Genomic DNA, 22,863 nt, shown 5'->3' on the forward strand with positions numbered 1-22,863 from the left:
AAAAGGACCAAAGTAATGAATAGAAAAGTAGCTCTTGAAGCGGTTAGGGTAACAGAATTAGCAGCATTAGCATCTTGGAGTCAGATGGGTCGAGGAGATAAAATTGCTGCAGACCAAGCTGCTGTAGATGCAATGAGAGAATCTCTTAATGAGGTTGATATTGATGGAACTGTTGTTATAGGTGAAGGAGAACTTGACGAGGCTCCAATGCTTTATATTGGTGAAAAAGTTGGTGCTGGTGGTTGTGAAGTTGATATAGCTTTGGATCCTCTTGAAGGAACAACTATTACATCAAAAGGCGGAGCAAATGCTCTTACTGTTTTAGCGATGGCAGATAAAGGAGGTTTTTTAAATGCTCCTGACGTATACATGCAAAAAATTGCAGTTGGTGGGATTAAGGCTCCAAAAGGAATTGTTGATTTAGATGACTCTGTAACGGAAAATCTAGAAAGAATTGCAAAATTCAAAGGAGTTCATGTATCAGCATTAGTCGTTTGTACAATGGATAGACCTAGGCATGACTATATTATTAAAGAGGCTCGTGAGTGTGGTGCTAGAGTTATTTTAATAGATGATGGTGATGTTTCAGGTGTTATTTCAACAGCTACTGAGGGTTCAGGCATCGATGTCTTTATTGGAACTGGTGGTGCTCCTGAAGGGGTTTTATCAGCAGCTGCTTTGAAATGCTTAGGTGGTCAAATGCAAGCAAGACTAGTTTTTCATTCAGATGAAGAGGTTCAAAGAGCACATCGTCTAGGTATTACAGATCTTGATAAAAAGTATGATATTGATGATCTAGCTTCGGGAGATATTGTATTTGCTGCGACAGGTGTTACTGATGGTAATATGCTACAAGGAGTTAAGAGAGTTAAAAGCTCACTTAGAGGATCTTTTGCGGTAACTCATAGTGTTGTTATGCGTTCTACAACAAAAACAGTGCGTCATATTACAGCTGAGCATAGTTTTGATTTTAAAGATGGTGTTGAGAAGTTTATGTCTTAAATTTTAGCTCCCTCAGAATTTTTCTACCTCCCATGCCAAGTTGCCTTTGTATTAGGTTTTAATTTATCTTAAATTTTAAGTGCTATTTTATTAAGATTAAGTTCTAATAAAGTTAATTTGACAAATAAACTTTATAATCCCAATAAACAAGGTTTAAAAAACAATTCTAAAATGTTAGATTGTAAAAATGACTTTTAAAACTAATATCTAACAAATGGATCAAATAGGTATTCTCTGGGTTACTTTCATTATATATATAGCTATTATTTTCGGTATAGGCTTATATTCTTACTTTCAAACGAAAAAAGTTTCTGACTATATGCTAGGGGGGCGCTCTTTAAGTGCTCCAATTGCTGCACTAGGAGCTGGTGCCTCTGATATGGGATCTTGGCTACTACTAGCTCTTCCAGGAGCATTTATGGTTTCTGGATTTAACCAAATTTGGTTACCACTAGGTTTATCAATCGGAGCATTTATTAACTGGGGAGTTATCGCAAAAAGATTAAGGATATATACAGAGATAGCTAAAGATTCTATTACTATTCCAGCATATTTTGAAAATAGATTTCATGATAGTACAGGTAGAATTAGAACTTTGACAGCAATTGTTTTAGTGATTTTCTTTACTATATATGTTGGCGCGGGTTTTGTCTCTGGAGGGGTTTTATTTAGCTCAATGTTTGGGATTTCATATCATAGCGCCTTATTACTTACAGCTTCAATTATATTTATCTATACTTGTGTAGGAGGCTTTTTAGCAATATCTTGGATTGATTTCTTCCAAGGGTCATTAATGCTTTTTGCTTTACTACTAGTACCTATTGTTGTTTATTTTAATTTTGATAGCTCTGGAACTACAAGTATTTTATCAAATATTGATATTAAAGGTTTCTATGATGTAACTTCAGGAGTTCCTTTAATTACGATTATTTCCTTGCTTGCTTGGGGACTTGGATACTTTGGTCAGCCACATATTATTGTGAGATTTATGGCAATAAAAGATCCTAATAAAACTTCACAAGCTATGTGGATTTGTATGATTTGGATGATCTTGGCACTTATTGGGGCAGCATGTGTTGGTATCCTTGGAGCAGCTTATTTTCAAGGCGGTCAAATAAATCCTGAATCGGTATTCTTAAAGCTATCATCAGTATTTTTTAATCCTTGGATAGAAGGGGTTCTATTAGCAGCAGTTCTTTCTGCTGTTATGAGTACATCCTCAGCACAATTGCTAGCACTATCGAGTGCGTTCTCTGTAGATGTTTATGCTAAGTTTATAAGAAAGAATGCTTCACATCGTGAACAATTAAATGTTAGCCGCTTAATTGTACTTATAATAACTATAGTAGCAATAGTTATCTCTCTAAATCCTAATACGACTATATTAGATCTAGTTGGTTATGCATGGGCTGGCTTAGGAAGCTCTTTTGGTTCCGTTGTGATATTCTCACTATTTTGGTCTAGAATTAATAAGGCTGGCGCTACAGCTGGTATTTTATCAGGAGCATTGGTAGTTTTAATATGGCCATTATTTGCAAGTTTAGGAGGCTGGTTTAAAATATATGCTATGGTTCCTGGCTTTGCAATTAGTAGCATATTAATAGTGATTGTTAGTTTGTTAACTTCAAAACCAGAAGAATCAATACAGCTTGAATATAATAAGTATAAACAAGCACTCTGTACACGATGATTTTCATATTTTGAGTTCCTTATTTGTTTTATTGAGTACTCTTAAGCAAAGAGAAAAGTCTTTTACAGAGAAAGCTATCTTTTGAATTGCATTAATAATCATATCCAAACCATACCTAAAATAAGAGTTCTGCAACCTTCCATGCTTTTTTCTAGGAATAGGTTTTATTTTAGCATCTTTATACTCTCCAACCTTATGAGCCCATACAAAGGCTATAGATATCAAAGCTATTAACTTTGATATTTTATTAGTATCAGTCAAATGAGTATCTTCTAGATTAAATCCTCTGCCCTTAAAAGCTTGAAATAAATTTTCAATCTCCCACCTCATACCATAAATAGGTATCAGTCTCTTTATACTATTGGAATTACTAGCTACAATAAGTAGTTCACCAGTATGCGATCTAGTGCCAGATAGATAAACACTTTGGTTACAAATACTTCTTTGATCTCTAAGATCCTTATGCTCATGAACAGTTAAGTCATCAAATAGTGTTGAGACCTTAGCGCTGAAACCTCTAGTGTTAGTTGTCATAAGGTTGTTTTTGATTCTAACAACATAATCAATACTTTGAGATTCTAACCAACTTAACCAGTCTTGACCTATAAACTCTCTATCTCCTAATATACAACCAATACGTTGTTTACCAAATTTAGCAATAAACTTTTTGACTAAATCTATTCTAAATCCAGAATCAGAATTACCTCTATGATCTAATAAATCATAATATAATGGTATTGCTATACCTTCATAAGACCTCTTGCGAAATACTACTTCAGAGGCATTTTATTTCTAAGTAGGTATTTTCTTTTTAGAATCCGTTTTGTAAATTAACTATTCCAGCCACTAAATTAAACCTAAGATTAGCTTTTTTACCAAAACTTCTATAGGTTTCACCCAGTATACGAAACTTTTTAATTTCTGCAATTTTATGCTCAACATAAATCCTAATCTTACTAAGCCATTTATTATAATTCTTCTGCTCTATACTTAAAGAACCTCCTTTGGGCTTTTTATAGGGGAGTTTTACTTTAGTAGATTCATTTTGAATACCTTGGTAGCCATTGTCACAATATTTATCAACATCACGAGCTAATTTATCTGATTTTCTGCGAACAGTTATATCATGAACACTGCCTGGATAAACCTTCGAAACATTAACTATTTGACCTGCTTCACTGATAGCTATTTCTACTTTCTGTGTATGGCTTTTTTTCTTCCCTGAATAGTTAGCCTTTCTTCGTTTTAATTTCTTAGGTCTCTGGATTGGCTGTTCTGTTGCATCTATTAAAAGTCTTTCTACTTTTTGATTAGTCATGCTTCTATCTTTTTTTATATGTATTTCTTTAACTAGTAGTAACTCTACTCGTCTAATTAGGCGATTTACATTTGATTCATCTAATCCTATCAAGTAGCCTAAAAATTCTTGTGTCATATAGCAACGATAATATATTAAAACTAACAATAATCTATCTGCATGATTATCAACTTTTGGCTTTCTGCCAATCCTTGGAAATCCTTCATCTAAGGATTTTGAGGCATCGGTTAAGATTTTATTGAAATGTTTTAGTTTTAAACCTGTTAGTTTTCTAAATATTCTGGCTTTCTTTGACAATATTGCGTAGCTTATTTGCATTTTTATGGATCTCTTAAGCAATCTTTCTATATATATGGTGAATAATTAGTATTTCGCAAGAGGTCTATACACAGCTGATAGAACTAGAATATTTATATCTGTTTTTCCAAACTGCCAGTTTGTCCTATCAAGAATTAGATATAATTTATCTTTAGTTGATAAAAGATGTTGTATACTGAATTGGGCTATATCATTAATATCAAACTCTACTTCCTTGAAGAAGTTTTGGATTGTATCTTATAAACAGTGATTAATCTTGTATTCTATCATCCTTGATAAAATATAAGAAAGAGATGAGACTTTGACCTTGGATTGGTTATTGAAAACCGTGAGAATCAAAAAGCTCATCTCAATCACGACTTTAAAACGCGAACGGTAGAAAGGTCATCAAAGACCGAATGTACAATCCCGCGATTATGAGCCTAATAAAAAGGATACCAAACATGACAGATAAAACAATAAAGTATTTAGGAATAGATATATCAAAAAAGTGGATAGATGTTTGCTATGGCGATAAAGGCAAAGTTAAGCGTATAGCCATGAAAAAGAGTAGCATCAACTCTTTCATAAAAAAGCATTTTGAAGAAAACGAAGCTGTTTTAGCAGTATTAGAAAGTACTGGAGGTTATGAAGTTCTGCCAGCAAAATGTTTAGAAAGCTTTGGCATAAAAGTCCACATAGCTCACCCTAACAAGGTGGTTTCATTTGCTAAAGCCATGGGATGTTTAGCAAAAACTGATGCTATAGATGCAAAAGTACTAAAGGCTTATGGTGCGTTTATTAAAGACGATGATATACGAGGCTTACCTAGCGATCAAGATCTAGAGTTGAATGCACTAAGCTCTCGCCTAGGTCAGCTTAAAGAGACTCATCATCAAGAGGCTTGTCGTTTAGGTTTGGTTAAAGATAAAATCTTGAAATCATCGAGTGAAAGAATGCTTAAATACCTGAAGAAAGAGATAGAGAAAATAGAGCAACACATGATGGCAATCATAAATGAAGATAAAGTACTAGCTAACAAGTTTGACATATTAACATCGATGCCTGGTATTGGTGCAAATACTGCCTGCTGTATTGTATGTGATTTACCTGAAATTGGCAGAATTAACAATAAAGAAATAGCTGCTTTAGTTGGTGTAGCACCTATTACAAATCAGAGTGGTATGAAAAGCGGCTATTCTGCAATTAAGTATGGTCGCTCTAAAGTACGCAAAACATTGTATATGGCTGCATTAGTAGCTACTAGGTTTAACTCTAGGATGAAGGATTTTTATAATCGTTTATTAGAAAATGGTAAAATCAAAAAGGTTGCTATAGTTGCTGTTATGAGAAAAATGCTTGTAACTCTCAATGCTATGGTTAAGCAAAATATGCAATTTAGTGCTTGATTTTCAAGACGGTAGATTCTTCTATAGTTTGACTCTATCAGATTATTATTTTTAAAGTATCTAGCTATCTTCGATAGATTAACAGTTTGAGCTGATATTAGTCCAAGTAATAGATTGCTAAAGCAATCTATTCTTGACTTGTGCCAATCAAATATTTTAGATAAACTTCCTGTTAGCTGATTAAGGTGCTTTTTCATCTGTTCCAAATAATGAATATATAAGGCTTTAGTCAGCTAACTCAACTTTTTTTGTCGTGTACAGAGAAACAAGCATTATAAATTAAATATAATATTGTTACTTAGGTTGTTTTGCAGTAGAATTCTTATCATTTGATTTCGTGATTTTTAGATGGGACGAACATTAGCTTTAACAATAATACTTATGGTATTGTATAATGTTTCGTTTGCAGGACGATTTATGGCAGCAATAATTTTACTATCCTTATTACTTTTATTTTTATTATATTTATTTATATCTTCAAAAAAAGATCGGCTTAAACTCATTGGTATTATATATGCTATTTTGAGTTTTGGCTTTGTTGCTTACGTGACACAAACTTTTTTAGGTGCAGACTATAATTCTCATCCATTTATATCTGTAGTAGTATTGGTTATCCTTTTACCAACATTTTTTTTATTGGGTTATAGGATAATCCTAAGCTTACATTGCTTTATCGATAGTTTATATCAGTCGCGTAAAAAAAATAAAATAGTCACAGAAACATCAGATCTTAAGTGCTCAATAGTTATTACAACTCGTAATGAACCTTTTGATGTTTGTAAGATGACTTTTGATTCAGCATATGATTTAGATTATCCTGCGCAGAATAAAGAAATAGTTGTTGTAGACAACAGTGATTTAGATAATAAAGATTTTATTAAGTGGCGCCAGTACGTTAGCCAAAAGAATATGCGTGATGGCATAGCTTGTAGATTTATTCATAGAGATGGCACTGAAGGCTTTAAGCCGCGTAATCTAGATATTGCTATGGAAAATGTTAGTTTTGATTATGTTCTATTCTTAGATGCAGATTCAACATTACCAGCAAATGCACTTAAAGTAGGACTATCTGAGTTTAAAAAAGATTCAAAGCTAGGATTTATAAGCTTTCTAATAGAAAGTACTAATTATGGCACTAACTTAGTTACCAAGGTTGCTAGCATATTTCAAAATACAATTAGGTATTTTAATGAGTTTGTAGGTAAATATGGTTATTGTAACTATCAAGGGCATAATGGTATTTGGAATAAAAAAGCACTTAATGCGATATCTAAGTGGGAGGAGTACTACAAATCTCAAGTTATGGTAACTGAAGATATTGCAGCAGGTTTTAGATGTTATGAAGCAGGTTTTACAAGTAAGCCGGTGTTTCTTAAGACAGGCGAGTGGGTACCTACATCTTTGAAAGAGTTTGAGAAAATGTGGTTGAGATGGTCATTTGGAGGTATGCAAGTTATGCACAAGCATATGTCAAAGATAATAAGATCACCAAATCTTCATTTTAGAGTGAAGCTTGATATGTTATATCTTTTGTTTAAAGTAGTAGCTTCAGGATTTCCTATATTTGCATTGCTTTTAGTGCTTTTTCCTAAAGGAGATCCACAGTTTGTTTTAATTGTAAATATAACCCTTGTTCCGTTATTTATTTTAAGTTTTTGGTATTATTGGTATGGAGATATTCAAGGTGGTTTTTTAAGTAAAATATCACAGATATACGTATCAATGTTTATGCTTTCATCTTTCGTATTCTGGTGCGGTATAAAAGCTGAAATAAACTATTATTTAAATAAACCGCAAGGTTGGAAGCCTACGAGTAAGGTTTTTGATAAGATTGAGGGTTGGCCGCAAATTATCTATGATAATATTGGTAAGCTAGCGTTTTCAACATTTGGCTTAGCTGTAGCTATTTATTCAACTTTAAAATTTTATCCTCAAACAGATTTTTATATGTATTTCTTGTGCATGTTGCCAAGTATACTTTTATTTTTGAATACAATTTTATGTGTTGCTATACTAGGTAAAGCAAGATAATAAAATTTATAATATGATTGAATATGAAAGTTTATTTTACTTGGTTATAGCGTTTGGGTTTGTCCTGCTAAATGCTTTTTTTGTAGTTGCGGAATTTTCTTTAGTCAAGCTTAGACATTCGCAAGCGAAAATCTTAAAGCAAAAAAAAGGTCTAAGAGGTAGAATATTATATAAAGTACATAATGATCTTGATGTTTATCTTTCTGCTTGTCAATTAGGTATCACGCTAGCTTCTCTTGGATTAGGTTGGGTTGGGGAGCCTGCATTTTCTAAGCTATTGGAGCCATTTTTATTATATCTAGGAATTGTATCAGTAGAGATCACAAAATTTATAGCATTTGCTGTGGGTTTTGCTGTGATATCTTTTCTGCATATAGTTATAGGTGAGCTAATGCCAAAATCTATGGCTATAAGACAAACAGAAAAGCTATCTTTACTGACATGCATTCCTCTTTATATATTTTATTGGACAATGTTGCCATTTATATGGATTCTTAATGAGACTGCAAACAAACTCCTTAAAGTTTTTAAACTAGACACAGTTTCTGATACTGAATATGGCTATACTACTGAAGAAATAAAGCTTATTCTTAAAAGTAGTCGTTTTAGAGAGCCGATGACTGAAGATCATAGAGATATATTACTAAGAATAGTAGAGTTCTCTAATTTACAAGCAATAGATGCTCTGCGACCAATCAAGGAAATGGTTGCTATAGATTATGATTTATCAAGTAAACAAAAGCTTGAGGTCGTCAAAAAGCATTTATATACAAGATACCCAGTTTATAGAGGTAAGAGTAAGAATATTATAGGAGTTATACATACTAAAGATATTTTATGCGCATTAGATGATGAATCTAGAAAGGAAGAGTTACGACCTATACTTAAAGTATCACATCATGATCAATTAATAGATGTATTGCGAAAATTTCAGCAAGGTAAACCACATTTTGCATTAGTCTATAAAAATCATAAATTAGTAGGTTTTATAACTAGACCTCTTGCGAAATACTACTTCAGAGGCATTTTATTTCTAAGTAGGTATTTTCTTTTTAGAATCCGTTTTGTAAATTAACTATTCCAGCCACTAAATTAAACCTAAGATTAGCTTTTTTACCAAAACTTCTATAGGTTTCACCCAGTATACGAAACTTTTTAATTTCTGCAATTTTATGCTCAACATAAATCCTAATCTTACTAAGCCATTTATTATAATTCTTCTGCTCTATACTTAAAGAACCTCCTTTGGGCTTTTTATAGGGGAGTTTTACTTTAGTAGATTCATTTTGAATACCTTGGTAGCCATTGTCACAATATTTATCAACATCACGAGCTAATTTATCTGATTTTCTGCGAACAGTTATATCATGAACACTGCCTGGATAAACCTTCGAAACATTAACTATTTGACCTGCTTCACTGATAGCTATTTCTACTTTCTGTGTATGGCTTTTTTTCTTCCCTGAATAGTTAGCCTTTCTTCGTTTTAATTTCTTAGGTCTCTGGATTGGCTGTTCTGTTGCATCTATTAAAAGTCTTTCTACTTTTTGATTAGTCATGCTTCTATCTTTTTTTATATGTATTTCTTTAACTAGTAGTAACTCTACTCGTCTAATTAGGCGATTTACATTTGATTCATCTAATCCTATCAAGTAGCCTAAAAATTCTTGTGTCATATAGCAACGATAATATATTAAAACTAACAATAATCTATCTGCATGATTATCAACTTTTGGCTTTCTGCCAATCCTTGGAAATCCTTCATCTAAGGATTTTGAGGCATCGGTTAAGATTTTATTGAAATGTTTTAGTTTTAAACCTGTTAGTTTTCTAAATATTCTGGCTTTCTTTGACAATATTGCGTAGCTTATTTGCATTTTTATGGATCTCTTAAGCAATCTTTCTATATATATGGTGAATAATTAGTATTTCGCAAGAGGTCTACTTTAGATAATTTGTTGACTATTCTAATAGGTAGGATATCCGATGAGTTTCATCTTGTTAAAGAGCCTTGGCTGACACTAGCAGCAAATAGATTTTTAATAAAGGCAGATGCTCCTGTATATGCAGTAGAAAGATTGGTTGGGGTTGATCTTTCTGATTATCCAGCTGATACTGTTTTAGATTTATTAAATTACGTTTTAGATAATAGTATTAATGAAAATAGTGTTTGGGATCAGCCAGAGTTTTTGATAAAAATATATAAGGTTGAAAAAGAGGTTATAAAAGAAGTCCTTTTAGAGTTAAAAGTAAATCAAGCAGATTAAAATAATTAGCATATAGTTAGCTTTAAAGTGAAGATGTGTTAATATATTCCAAAACTTTTATTTAAATAATATTAATCAGTGATGAGAAATCTCTTAAATATAAAGAGACACAAAGGGCTATCCTTAATAGAGAGCTTAATCTCATCAGCGATAGGCTTGTTTATATTAACATCGTCTTTTTTAGTAATAAACTCAACATTAATGACATCAGTTACATCAGAAAAAAAGGTGCAATTATCTCAGGAGTTAGATAAAAAGGTTGATAGTTATATTCTTACCGGGAAATTTGATAAAAATTCTACTCAACAAGGTAATGATTTTTTGAAGGTAAAAGGATCAAGCTCTAATTTAGTGAAATTTGTTGGAGAAAACAAAGAATCTGGAATTACTGTATCAAAAGAAGTTATTAAACATAATAAATCTAGTTAATATCCTAAATTTAGTAATATGCAAAAAAATATAAATAAAAACAAATTTAGTAAAGGTATAACATTAGTAGAGCTTTTAGTTGCTGTTACAATATCTGCAATAGTTATTACCATGGCTATTAATATATATATATCTTCTAAAAAAATATATACACAAGCAAAACAAAAAACAGATCTAGATATCAAACAATTAACTACAAAAAGAATACTTTATGATGCAATAACAAATGCAGGCCTTTCTTGTAAATATGGAGCCAAGAACCAAAAATATACAAATAGAACAGGTGAAAATACAGTAAATTTTGGTTTTATGTACGATAGCTCACCAGTTAGAATAGGTAAGGTATCATCAATCAGTAGTTTTTTGCATGATTCTTTGGGAAATCAAGAAGGGAGTTTATATCAAGCCGGCACAGACTATATAATGATAAAAAGTGAAGATACATTTACTAGCTTGGCTAGTAGACCTGTCAACTTGAACTTACATTTAGATTCTATTGAACAGCTAGAAAAAAATGATTATCTTGCTTTATGTAATAATAATGATATTAACATTGTTAAGATAGCTGGTGTAAATAAAAAGCAAAATAGAGTTAGTTTAGCCATTGATCCGTTTAGTGAATATCATAAGGGAGATTACGTAGGTAAATATAGTATACAAATATTTTATATAGCTGCTAGTCATGATATAAATAATCCTGATAAGCTAAATTATTCATTATATTTATATACTAAGGATGGTTCAAACAAGGGAGTTTCATATCCTATTATTGATGGAGTTGATGATTTAAAGGTAAGTTACTCTATTTTGAATAGGCAACATCTTTATTGGAGGAGTATAACTAGAAATATTGATTTAGATGATATAAAAGCAAAGGCAATCAAGATATCATTTAAAATAAAAGATAAAAGCTTTGAAAAGGTTATCTTATTGCCATGATTGATAAGAAATTAAAAGCTATAAAAAAGTTAAGAGGCTCATCTCTAGTATCTATTATGATATTTGGTTTTGTTATCTTAGTAACAGTTTCTAGTTTAGTCTATATTTTTAGGTACAATCTACTTAGTGTAAAAAGTTTGATACAGCAAGAAACAATAGCTACAGTTGAACAACAGTATATACAGCAGATAGTTAATAAAGGCTCAATAAAGATTGGTAAAAAAAGTCTAGGTAATTATGACTTTGACAATAGTTTAGAAAGTAAACAGCCACTTTTTTCCAATAAAAACATTGATGCTGAACTATACCATGCTTTACCTTCAGCAGTTAGCAGTAATATAATCCATAGGCTTACGTATAAAAATAACCTTGAGATAACTAAAGATATTATATATAAAAGTTTGCCGAAGCATGCGATGATAAATTATAATTCCTCAATTATTCCTATTAATGTGCCATATGTTGATACGAGTAGGATGAATAATTCAGAAAAATTTTATCGCTTAGATAAGAATTCTCAAATTAAAGATAACAAAGTTGGATTTACTGGTTTTATAAAAAAAGAATATAATTGGCTTTTGATTTCAGTAAATAATCAAGCACAAGTTATAAGTTTAAGAAATTTAGATCTTTCAAGAAATTATAAAATCAATATTGGTTGGAATCTTAAGAAAGGTCATTGGCAAATGATGATGGCTATATATGATAAGGACCATCTGTATATTTTTAGAACCAAGCTTAAAGATCTTATTAGCAATCTTGATAAAGCAGCTTTAGACCTTTCAACACCAATTGATATTTTAGATCCACCATCAAGCATAGCTGCAATTTCATGGTATTTTGAAAAGAACAACTCAGAGCCGAGCTTAGCAGTTCTCATAACTCGTCGTGATAGTGACGATAAGTTAGCAGTTATTGTTGAAGATTTAGATTATGATCCATTACAAAATATCTATTCGGTATCTGTGAAGGATAGTATTAATGGTTTAGGAGAAATTAAAGACAATAATATTTATGCAGTTGCTCTAGATCCAACTTATACACTTGCGCAGAGTCCATTATATATTTTTGCTGGTAAAAAGATGGTTGTATATAATGTAAACAATCTTCATAAAGTCAAAAGACAAACGGTAATACTAAGCGAAAATGTTTCTAATCGACCTTTAGTAGTTAAAAAGGATGCATATGATTATTATATTTTGACTTATAGTGGAGATCATTATTTTCAATATAAGTATACAAAAGATACTGATGTGATAAATGTTACAGAACCAATTATATATCCTAATAAGAAAATACAAGATATAGTTGTTAGGTATGGTTTAAAATTTATTGTTACTAAAAATCATTTATACATAAGTGATTTTCAAAATAAAAAATTAAAAGAAATTTCTATATAAAGGTGTTTGATGATAAAAAAAATAGTTGTGTTTTTAGTTTATGTTTTTTTTGTTATTAAAACAGTGTTTGCTGCAGATTGTAGTTTTTTAGGTTTTGAGAAAAATCGTGTTGATAGTAGATTAGAGTTTAAATGTCATGAAGATACTTCTTTAAAAGATAATAGACTTATATTTTATGTGGTAGGTAAAAATATCAAAATAAAAACAATAAAAACATCTGAAGGAAAAGTTGATTTTGATGTTAAAGATATTTCTGAGAATATTAAACAAGTAAGTGTAAATATTTCAATAGAGATACAGTCGAAAGATTTTGATTATACAGCTGATAAAGATAAACCTGTTGAGCTGACAATAATATCTAAGCAAGGAGGTAATCGAGACTTTAAGATGTTATGGGGTGGTGTGATAAAAAACTCTCATAGTTCAAAGAAGAGTAAAAGTAATAATTTTCAGTTTTATAGGGATAAAGATAATCATTTTTATATTGTAGAAAAAGGTTTAAGCTGTAGTATAAAAGATGATTGCGATGATGATATTAAGATATTGGACAATAGTTGTAATTCTCAAAAATGTAAGCTTTTAAAACAAAAGTTAGGTATTTATTCTGATTTTGGTATAATCCATCAAAGAAGTATTTAATTAGTGCATTAAGTGAAGGGTATATTTATGAGAAATATTAAGGGTTACTCTCTTATAGAGTTGATGATTGTAATAACGATTTTTGTAATATTAGCTGTTGCGGCTACAAGTTATATGAGAACCGATGGTTACTATCAAGAAAGCCAAACAGAACAAGTGGAAAACTTGATAAAAACAGCTAGAATAACTGCATTACAAAATAATGAAACGGTTACAATATGTTCATCTAATGATAAATCAACTTGTCTTAATAATAGCTTATGGAATGGTGATTTCATAATAGCTTTTTCTAATAATGATAATACTTTATTAGGGACTGTTGAGTCTCCTGATTCAAGTGATTATTATGCTCATTTGAATAATTCAGGAGAAACTTCAGTTCAAATAGCAGGTAGAGGTAGAGCAACTGGTGCTACAGCTACTTTGACGTTATGTGAAGGAAGTGATGCATATACGCAAATGATAATTAATTCACGAGGGAATGTGACTATTGGAAATTCTCCTGATAATAGTGTTTGTACTGCTTAGGAATACTTAATAAGCTTTAATTATTCCATATGGGGAAGGCGCATCTGTTATAGAAATATCATCTAGATCTGAAACTAATTTAGTTTGGAAAGTTGTTGGGTTATATTCTACTTTTAGATTAGAGTCTGTATTTAGTGTGTAGCTATGTATAGTTTCTTGTTCTGAAATACTATATACATGAGCAACTATCTTTAAGTCAGCTGTTTGCTCAACTATTATAATTGTATTTTTATCTAAAGGTATTATATTTTCTATGTCTTGATAAGTCTCTGGTGAAGGGGTTTGTATTTGTTGAACTGAATTATTATCAGTATCAACCTTATAAATTATTAGAGAATCTGTACTTGTATTATTGTGTGAAGCACATATAAGAAAAATTCCATTATTGTTTTTGATAACGATAGGGGTTAGTCTTATTTCTGTTGTGGTGACAGTAGAGGAAGTTTGATTCTTTAAGTCGGCATCCATGATATAGATAGATGAAAACTTTTCACCTGAAGCACCTTTCTCAGTTGGGATGATAATGATTTTATTAGTAATCTGGCTATTGTTAAGAGATATTGGGATAAATACAACTCGACTTAGAGTTAAGCCTGTATCTAATGTAATAGGATCTGAAATACTAGTATATTGATCGTCTTGAAGAGACATTAGTTCTAGTTTTAGTTTGCCAGAGGGCTCTTCTTTAGATATCAGATTATCTATACCATTTTCTGTTGGTATAAAGTTAATATTTACAAACGCTAATAATACATTAGGTATTATTAAGAATGTGCAGATGATAAAACTCTTTTTAAGTTTAATTATATTCTTTAAAAACATTTTTATTATAGGTTGCTTCTATCTTTTTGATTTTTTTAAAATTTTACAGTTCCCAGGAAGATAATTTTCTTTAATTCCAGTGCCTGATGCTCTACATTGCCATTTTATAGTATCTTTATCTTTAATTACAACAGGGTCTAAATAGATGTATCCGGTGCCATTGACTATTTTTTTGCCTTTTTGACCAATATCTATTCTTATTTGGCGCGAGTTTTTATTGACACTTATAAACTTTGGTAACTTTATAGGTCTATATTTATCATTGAATATTATACTGTCTGCTATATCTTTTCTAATCTCATCAGATTCTTGTATTACATTAGAGATTTTTGATTCGATAATATATGCTTGAGCTATAGGAAGTATAAGTATCATAAGTATTATAAAAATTACGATCATGGTTAATTTTTCTTTACTGATTATACTTCTTCTAGTAAAAGACATGGCGTTGCTTTGAAAGGATTTTTTTCTTTCTCTTAAGTCTGCCTGCCTTTCTTTTTCTTGCTGTTCAAAGAGTCTTTTTTCTAAGTTATAGAAATTCTCAAAGCCATTATTATCTTTCATGGAAAATATATATAAAAATCCCCTATTATTGATTATAGACACTTATATACAGAAATAAATAAATTCTTTGGGTAAAATTTTATTTTAATTTGTATCGAAGTTTAAGGATATATAAAATATATTTTAACTTAATACATATCTTTCTTATTGCTTTTTTGGGTTAATTCTTATTCTAATAAATCTATTAAAAATAGCTTTTATTAGAAGCATGTTGTGTATTATATCTAATTACACAGTAGTTAACAATTTATCAATAGGTATTTATTATGCTATGTAATAACGTTAATAAAATATATTATATTTTGATTATTTTATTTATTTCTAATCTATGCTTTGCTAATTCAAACAAATATCACTTAGCAACTAATCCAATCAAAATAGATCATCACAAGCCTGACTTTGCAAATATTAAAGATGTTGCAAAAAAGAAGAAACTTTTTATTAATTTTATGTCAAAAGAGATTAAAGAAGCAAATAGAGAGATTTGTAGTGAGAGAAATAATATATTAAGTTTAAAAAAGCACTCTGATAAACAAAAAACACTTAATAAACAACAGCTAGAGATTATTAAAAAATATACGACTTTCTATAAGGTCTCACAAGATCAGTCTTTAGCAAAACAATTAGATGATTTACTGATTAGAATTAATATAGCACCAAAAAGTTTGGTTATAGCTCAAGCAATATTAGAGACAGGTTGGGGAACATCTAGATTTGCTGTTAAGTATAATAATTATTTTGGTTTGCATTGTTTTGAAAAAGATTGTGGCGTAAAGGCAAAAAGATCAGACGTTCAAGTTGAAACATTTAACGATGTTGGTGATAGTGTATTAGCTTATTATCATAAGTTAAATACAGGTGGCAAGTTTACAGAGTTTAGACATGTTAGAGCTTCAACTAATCTCGACAAAAATGATGAAGCTTTAATAGACACTCTTGGCGAATACTCATCCTTAGAGGATCAAGAATATCAAAAAAGGTTAAAAAATGTTATTAAATATAATCATCTAGATAGGTATAAAAGTTCATGTGGTATGATAGAGTCTAGTGATAATTAACATATTATTAAAATCTAAATATATAAAAATTTTTGAATCTAAGGCTAGATGTTATAAAATCTATATCTGTTTAGTAAAATAGCGCGTTAAAGTTAGGTATAGAAGTTTTATGCTTTCACTCAAAAGACAAAAAGGTATATCTTTAATTGAAGTACTAGTGAGTGTTACCGTAATGGCTCTGGTATCATTTTTAATAGTTGATACATTTTTCCAAGCTAGAAAAAGTTTTGATTCTTCTGTACAAAATCTTGATTCTTATAAAAATAACGTTGAAGCAAGGCTTATATTTACTAATTTAATCGATAATGCTTATATTACGGGTAATGAAACTTACTCTCTTTTGAAAAAAAGAAATGTTGCGATAAGTCCAACACCTGAAGTAAATCCCTTTGATTATCCATTAATCTATGCTCAGCAAGCACCATTAGTGTCAAGTTCTAACTTTCCAAGTGATGCTAAACAAGATACAGATATATTAGTTTTACAAACCATAGATTATCCAATTACTCTTGAGAGAACTGTTAGTTCTGATGATCAAAGTATAACTTTTGATAAAGTATACGGTGGAGCTAAGCAATATATGATGCTTACAGATGATACAAATCAAAGTCTTTTGCTTAGAGACTCTGTTCAGACTAATGATGGTAGTTCAACATTTAATTTAGCAAGCCCTATTGGTGAAAGTTATCCGGCTGGAGCAACACTATATACTGGTTATACTATAAAAGTAATTTATGTCAGAGATACTGGTAATGTAGATAGTAATGGTAATAAAGAATATGAACTATATGAAAGATCATTTAGTGATAATGAAGCCGAAGATGAAATAGGTCAAGCATTACTTAAAGGGGTTAGTGATTTACAGATAAGCTATAAAACTAGTGGACAAAGTCAGCAATGGAAAGCTGTCACAGCTCAAACAAATAAAAGATCGTGGTATCGTGAAATACGCGGAATAAAAATTAATTATAGGTTAGATGGACAAGATCGAGAAATTGTACTATCTTTTAATGGGATAAGTGGATTAAGTTAGTCAGAGAATATATGAGTCTTATAAGAAAAAAATATAACGGCGGAGTTGCTTTAGTTTTTGCTGTTTCAGTGGCGATAGTTTTTATGGTAATGGGTTTTTTACTTTTTGCTTTAGTTCGCTCTGATCTTTTTATACAAAAGTCTGAAAAGCAGAATTTAGAAAAAAAGATTCAAGTTCAGCAAGCATTTAAAAATGGTGTAATCTCAGGGTCACAGTTTGTTTATAATGAGAATATAATACCTTCTGGCTCTACAGAGTCGAAAACTTTGAGTAATAATACTCAATATATTGTTGAAATTTCTAATAGCGACTCTTCAAGTGGCTCTACTTCTTTTATTATTCCAGAGAGTGGTTATACTATGAGAACGCGAGGCTATTATGTGAAAATGAGCTTAATTGATCGTGTAAAAAATGCTGTTATAAGAGTGCCTAGTATTACACTGCCTAGTTTAGATAGCTCAATAGATAAATCAACAATTTCATTGAATATTCCAGCTATTAACTTTAATGAGCTTTCAGCTAGTCAATTAAATGCAGAAGATACTCTTACAGATAAACAAGTAGGTTATATTGGTAATCTAAAGGTTGATGGTGCTACTCACACACTTGAATTTACTAGTAAAAATAGTGCAGAACCTAAAACACTTTCATTATCTGGTTTTGAATCTGGTGCATTGACTTTGTCACAAGGATGGGTATTAAAAGGAGGTGTTTGGGACTTATCTATAGGTGTTTTTAATCCAGATACTGAAGAAGGTTGTGTAATAACATCTTCATTACAGAACTTCCTAAGTAATTTCACAAGTCTAAAATGCATAAATCTTAATAAAGAGGAAGAAGAGGATATTCAAGGAGCTAGATATCCAAATCCTCAAGCATATCCAACTTGTATTGCAGGGCAAAGATACTCAGAAGGATATATATGCCAAGAAGATGGTATTTTATTTATTGCAAATAAAAATAATGCAGATGCTTTACCTTTTGAAAATGATGGTGATTGGAGGGTATATTATCCAGATCCTCAGTGGGTTGAGCCATATACTCAAGGAGCTAAATATAGCGTTGGAGATTTGGTAGTGTATGATGGAAGATTATATAAAAACAGTAAAGATGGTCAAATGGTACATACATTTGATAATGCAAAATTCAAATTAGATGGAATTTATCCATGGAGTGAAAGGATTCGGTATTATCCTGGTAATATTGTTACATATAATGGAAGCTTCTATCAAGCTGATAAAAAAACAAGAAATGATCCATCTGATACTAAGAGATGGACAAATCTTGGTGAAACATATAATGGTAAAAGTGTCGATGACTATCCTTTAGAAAAAATAGTATTTCCATATAGGTCTGAAGATCCTAGTCAAACATTACTAAACTGTAAGGGTGAGTATCCTCCTATAGATACAGATACATATCAGCAATGTGTTGATGGAGATGTATATAATGAAGGAGATATGTGTTATGAAAATAATATGTTATTTGTAGCACAATATTGGACCTCTGGTTCTCCTTTTAAAAATCCAAATGCATGGAGGTTATATTTACCAAATTCTGACTGGGTTGTACCATTTAGTTATAATGTTATGTATGCAGATCAAACTACAAAGGTTATTTTTGATAATAAACGTTTTATTAATCAATGGTGGGTTAATGCAGGAAAAGATCCATATGAGGATAGTTCTTGGAAGATAGATGGAATTTATGAATGGAATAAGGATATTACATATCTAAAAGGTGATATTATTATTTTATATGATAATTTTTATAAGGCTAGATGGCAAACTAAGGATAAAAACCCTCTTAATAATAGTGGCAATTCGGGAGCTTGGGAAAACTTAGGTTTAACCTACCAAGGTAAGTCAGCACAAGAGTATCTTGATGCTTGTGATAGTATTGTTAGAAGTTTTATAATACTTAAATCATCTTGTTATGGCTTTAGTTGTACAGTTGATATAGTTCAACCATCAACTACTCAGTTATATACTTATGAAATATATGATCAAAATGGTTCTCTTCTAGGATCAACTACTGGTAGTAGTGTGGATATTACCTTTAAAACTGCTGGAGATCATAAGGTATATGCTGTAGCAAAAAATTTAGCTGGAGTAGAAGCATATAAATCTAATGAGCTAGATTATACTATTGAGTCGCAGCTTACAAAAGATCCTATAACATATATGGATCCAACAGGGTATGGTTCTAAATATACTGATAAACTTTTTTCAGATAGTGGTCTTATTGTCACAGCAACTACGGACTATATTACATTTAATTGTCCGACTGGATATAGCTTTATAAAGGGTGCCGAGGCACTTAAAAGTAGAAAAAGTGAAACATATAGAACATATGATGATTCTACATACTTGATGAAAGGTGTTAGAGTTTTCGCAGATAAAAATACAGATTCTGCTGGATCAGTAGTTTATACAGGATCTTCTGTGATGTATCAAAACAATATCAAAGAGAAAGGTAGTGGGGGCTGGTTTAAGCATACTAATTATCTTACTAGAGCGATTTGTGTGCCTGATAATAGTGATGGTCATTGGGATATTTGATTATTAAGTTAATTAAAGTTTATATAGTTTCTGATTTTATTAAATTTTTAGATCAGCCTATTAATTGATTTTATCAAATCTCATCTTTTCTATAGCTTTATAAGATATGCTATACTTGATTAGAGTAGTTTTTTATATTTTATATTAACTATTACCTGAGGATGTAAATGGGTTTTAAAAAGATTAATTATCAGCAGCAAGGAGTAGCATTAATTTTTGCCGTTTCGATAGCTCTTGTGTTGATAATAATGGCGTATCTACTTTTTGCGCTATCTCACACAGCATTAATCTTAGGTAAATCTAGAAAAGAACATCTACAAAATAAAATATCTATGCATCAAGCATTTAAAGATGTTGCTGTTAATCAAGTATTTGTATACAACCAAAATATTATACCACCAGCAAATTCAGGTAGTGTATTTCTTAGCAGTGGTAGCTCATACACATTTGAAGTTACAAATAGTCATATTCAAAATACTAGTAACCAACGTTTTGGATCTTTTATAGTTCCAGAAAATGGTTATACGATGAGGACTATAGATTATTATTTAGGAATGTCTTTAGATAGATTCCAAAAAAATATGATTATAAGAGTGCCTAGTACTACACGAATAAGTGATAACTCTATAAATAAGACTAGTATTGCTTTGAATATTCCAGCAATTAATTTTGAAAATCTTCTTCCTGAGCAGTTAAATTCTGGTAGTAGTACGCTTACTGAAACAAGTGTTGGATATATAGGAGATTTATCCATAGATAATAATAACTATATTTTATCTTTTACAAATCCTGCAGGAGGTGTTTCTACTCTTGATTTATCTGGTACATTTAGCACAGGTAATTTGTCTTTGACTCAAGGATGGCGTTTAAATAATGGATTATGGGAATTGTTTGTGGGTGTTTATGATGTTGATAGCGAGCAAGGATGTGTTATAGCTTCTACATTACAGGACTTTGAAGCTAATTTTTCTGCGTTAGAGTGTACGGCAATTGAAGATGTTAATGATGATGTTGCTACGCAGTTATTTGCAAGATATCCATCGCCTAGAGGTTATAATGTTTGTGTAGAGAATGGAAATTATCAAGAAGGAGCCATATGCTCGGAACATGGTATTTTATTTGAAGCTCTTAAACAAAAAGGTAAGAATGCGGCTGTAAATACTTTACCATTCCAAGATCCTACTAAATGGCAAGTCTATTATCCTTCTACAGATTGGGTTTCGCCTTTTACTGATGGGGTAATCTATCAAAGTGGCGATCAAGTTGTATATGCAGGTAGATTATTTATAAATACACAAAAAGACCAAACTTTATCACCATTTGAACAAAACTCTGGCTGGGAAATAGATGGAGTTTATCCTTTTGATAGTAGAATCTTTTATGATAGAAATAAAGTTGTTATATTTAATAATCAATTCTATGAGGCAATTAGAGATAATCAAGGCTCAGCAGATCCTAGCCTAGATACAGTAAACTGGCGATTGCTAGGTGACGACTATGAAGGTAGAGCATCATCATGGTATCTGTCTTATGGCATAGAGTTTCCATACAGATTGGATTTAGATGAAAATGATCCTGATGATTTGCAATATTTAAGATGTGTTGGGGAATATCCACAAATAAATACAAATAGCTATAGCCAGTGTGAGCAAGGAAAGACTTATTTCTTTGGCGATATGTGCTATGAAAATAACTTACTTTTTTCAGAATATTATCTGGGTCAAACTTCTAACACGCCATCTAATGATTCTGGTGCATGGAGATTGTTTATGCCATCACATGAGTGGGTTATTCCATATACTAATAATGTTACCTATGGAACTGATATTACAAGAGTGTTTTTTGATAATATGGTTTTTGTAAACAGTAATTTCGTTGGGGAAGGAGAAACTCCTTATGAGTCAGCAGCTTGGCGTATTGATGGGATTTATGACTGGAATGCAGATATTACATATAAGGCAGGAGATATTGTAACAGTTGGAGATAGTTTTTATAAAGCGGAATCTGAGAATAAAGGAGCTAATCCATTAACTAATGATCAACAAAATCCCTGGGAAGATTTAGGTACAAGGCATCAAGGCCAAATAGCTGATTATTTCCGTGATCTTTGTAATGGAATAATTAAATCACCAATTATTGAGAAAGGTGCTTGTGACCGCTTTAGTTGTATAGTTAATATAACTACACAATCTACCGGAGGTACTGGAATATATACTTATAATTTCTATGATGGAAATGATAATTTACTACTATCTACACCAGTACAAAATAGTGTAACAATAGATTTTGATACTGCAGGTAACCATAGTATTTATATAATTGCACAAGATAGTGAAGGGCGGCAATCATATCCATCAATGAGCTTAAATTATATTCTAGAGTCTCAGCTGTCAACTGATGAAATTGTATATGAAACTCCTAATAGTCTAAGAGCTAATAGGAATAAAAATGATGAAGAAACACTAAGTAATGGAATGAAATGGTATGCTATTGGAGATAATCTATACTTAAGTTGTCCTAATGGATATGCTTTCTTAAAAGATGCATATGGTATTAGAAATCGTAAACAGGAAACCTACTATACGGATGATGGTTTGACTTATGATACTTTATGGGCAGAAGGGACTAGAAGTGGATTTAGTTTAGTGGTTAATAGCTATGCTGGAAGCTATTATCAAGCAAGAGCAAGATATAATAATAACACAGGTAAGACTAGATTTAGAGTTACAAGAGCAACCTGTGTACCAATTGAGAGTGATGGTCATTGGAATGTTTAATGATAATTACTTTAAACTAGAGAAATATTAGTTCTGATCTAGAGGTTTTTTAAAATTAGATTAAGTCATTAGTAAATCTTCCTTTATTTAACATTTTTT

Annotated in this window: 18 protein-coding genes and 3 pseudogenes; 15 read left to right on the forward strand and 6 right to left on the reverse strand. The window is 31.0% G+C overall.

Features of this window, described 5'->3' with window-relative positions:
- Positions 1–15: 15 nt before the first annotated feature.
- Together glpX and putP are read left to right on the forward strand one after the other, a co-directional pair.
- On the forward strand, positions 16–1,002 hold the full coding sequence (gene glpX / locus F7310_RS01705) for a class II fructose-bisphosphatase (RefSeq protein WP_072711341.1): 987 nt from the start codon (positions 16–18) through the stop codon (positions 1,000–1,002).
- 214 nt (positions 1,003–1,216) lie between these two features.
- Positions 1,217–2,692 (forward strand): sodium/proline symporter PutP, encoded by a 1,476-nt coding sequence (gene putP / locus F7310_RS01710; RefSeq protein ID WP_072711342.1) that lies wholly within the window; start codon positions 1,217–1,219, stop codon positions 2,690–2,692.
- Between the two features lie 3 nt (positions 2,693–2,695).
- On the opposite strand, the gene F7310_RS01715 is transcribed toward putP, so the two are convergent.
- Positions 2,696–3,436 (reverse strand): IS4 family transposase, encoded by a 741-nt coding sequence (locus F7310_RS01715; protein WP_084645157.1) that lies wholly within the window; start codon positions 3,434–3,436, stop codon positions 2,696–2,698.
- Positions 3,437–3,503: 67 nt separating this feature from the next.
- On the reverse strand, positions 3,504–4,328 hold the full coding sequence (locus tag F7310_RS01720; protein WP_072711046.1) for a transposase family protein: 825 nt from the start codon (positions 4,326–4,328) through the stop codon (positions 3,504–3,506).
- 443 nt (positions 4,329–4,771) lie between these two features.
- Between F7310_RS01720 and F7310_RS01725 the strand changes: the two genes are divergently transcribed.
- Positions 4,772–5,716, forward strand: coding sequence for an IS110 family RNA-guided transposase (locus F7310_RS01725; protein ID WP_072711322.1), 945 nt, complete (start codon positions 4,772–4,774; stop codon positions 5,714–5,716).
- A 14-nt stretch (positions 5,717–5,730) separates the two neighbouring features.
- Here F7310_RS01725 and F7310_RS10450 read toward each other — a convergent pair.
- Positions 5,731–5,913: pseudogene (locus F7310_RS10450) on the reverse strand (IS4-like element ISLpn9 family transposase); the annotation flags it as partial.
- A gap of 151 nt (positions 5,914–6,064) precedes the next feature.
- Between F7310_RS10450 and F7310_RS01735 the strand changes: the two are divergent.
- On the forward strand, positions 6,065–7,747 hold the full coding sequence (locus F7310_RS01735; protein WP_072711344.1) for a glycosyltransferase family 2 protein: 1,683 nt from the start codon (positions 6,065–6,067) through the stop codon (positions 7,745–7,747).
- A 13-nt stretch (positions 7,748–7,760) separates the two neighbouring features.
- Positions 7,761–8,741 (forward strand): annotated as a pseudogene (locus F7310_RS01740) (hemolysin family protein); the annotation flags it as partial.
- Between the two features lie 58 nt (positions 8,742–8,799).
- Here F7310_RS01740 and F7310_RS01745 read toward each other — a convergent pair.
- Positions 8,800–9,624 (reverse strand): transposase family protein, encoded by an 825-nt coding sequence (locus tag F7310_RS01745; protein ID WP_072711046.1) that lies wholly within the window; start codon positions 9,622–9,624, stop codon positions 8,800–8,802.
- 66 nt (positions 9,625–9,690) lie between these two features.
- Between F7310_RS01745 and F7310_RS01750 the strand changes: the two are divergent.
- The 6 genes and pseudogenes from F7310_RS01750 to F7310_RS01775 all read left to right on the forward strand — a co-directional run.
- Positions 9,691–10,014: pseudogene (locus F7310_RS01750) on the forward strand (hypothetical protein); the annotation flags it as partial.
- A gap of 81 nt (positions 10,015–10,095) precedes the next feature.
- Positions 10,096–10,443, forward strand: coding sequence for a PilW family protein (locus tag F7310_RS01755; protein WP_072711346.1), 348 nt, complete (start codon positions 10,096–10,098; stop codon positions 10,441–10,443).
- 18 nt (positions 10,444–10,461) lie between these two features.
- Positions 10,462–11,382 (forward strand): PilW family protein, encoded by a 921-nt coding sequence (locus F7310_RS01760; protein ID WP_072711347.1) that lies wholly within the window; start codon positions 10,462–10,464, stop codon positions 11,380–11,382.
- A complete protein-coding gene (locus F7310_RS01765) occupies positions 11,379–12,782 on the forward strand; it encodes a hypothetical protein (protein WP_072711348.1) in 1,404 nt (467 codons plus the stop codon). Before F7310_RS01760 ends, F7310_RS01765 begins: the two co-directional genes overlap by 4 nt.
- Positions 12,783–12,791: 9 nt before the next feature.
- Positions 12,792–13,421, forward strand: a complete 630-nt coding sequence (locus tag F7310_RS01770) for a hypothetical protein (protein ID WP_072711349.1) — start codon at positions 12,792–12,794, stop codon at positions 13,419–13,421.
- Between the two features lie 27 nt (positions 13,422–13,448).
- Positions 13,449–13,949, forward strand: coding sequence for a GspH/FimT family pseudopilin (locus tag F7310_RS01775; RefSeq protein WP_072711350.1), 501 nt, complete (start codon positions 13,449–13,451; stop codon positions 13,947–13,949).
- Positions 13,950–13,955: 6 nt separating this feature from the next.
- Here F7310_RS01775 and F7310_RS01780 read toward each other — a convergent pair whose 3' ends face one another.
- Both F7310_RS01780 and F7310_RS01785 read right to left on the reverse strand, forming a co-directional pair.
- Entirely contained in the window at positions 13,956–14,771 is an 816-nt protein-coding gene (locus F7310_RS01780; RefSeq protein WP_072711351.1) for a hypothetical protein, read from the reverse strand.
- Positions 14,772–14,789: 18 nt separating this feature from the next.
- Positions 14,790–15,335, reverse strand: coding sequence for a hypothetical protein (locus F7310_RS01785; protein ID WP_072711352.1), 546 nt, complete (start codon positions 15,333–15,335; stop codon positions 14,790–14,792).
- 266 nt (positions 15,336–15,601) lie between these two features.
- Here F7310_RS01785 and F7310_RS01790 point away from each other — a divergent pair, with 266 nt between their 5' ends.
- From F7310_RS01790 to F7310_RS01805, 4 genes are all read left to right on the forward strand, one after another.
- Complete coding sequence (locus tag F7310_RS01790) at positions 15,602–16,393, forward strand: glucosaminidase domain-containing protein (RefSeq protein ID WP_236939883.1); 792 nt, start codon at positions 15,602–15,604, stop codon at positions 16,391–16,393.
- A 109-nt stretch (positions 16,394–16,502) separates the two neighbouring features.
- The gene (locus F7310_RS01795) at positions 16,503–17,426 is read left to right on the forward strand and encodes a type II secretion system protein (protein WP_072711353.1); all 924 of its coding nucleotides are present in this window, start codon (positions 16,503–16,505) and stop codon (positions 17,424–17,426) included.
- An 11-nt stretch (positions 17,427–17,437) separates the two neighbouring features.
- The gene (locus tag F7310_RS01800) at positions 17,438–19,987 is read left to right on the forward strand and encodes a hypothetical protein (protein ID WP_072711354.1); all 2,550 of its coding nucleotides are present in this window, start codon (positions 17,438–17,440) and stop codon (positions 19,985–19,987) included.
- Positions 19,988–20,154: 167 nt separating this feature from the next.
- The gene (locus tag F7310_RS01805; RefSeq protein ID WP_072711355.1) at positions 20,155–22,764 is read left to right on the forward strand and encodes a hypothetical protein; all 2,610 of its coding nucleotides are present in this window, start codon (positions 20,155–20,157) and stop codon (positions 22,762–22,764) included.
- Positions 22,765–22,863: the final 99 nt, after the last annotated feature.

This window comes from Francisella uliginis (genome assembly GCF_001895265.1).
Lineage (GTDB): Bacteria > Pseudomonadota > Gammaproteobacteria > Francisellales > Francisellaceae > Francisella > Francisella uliginis.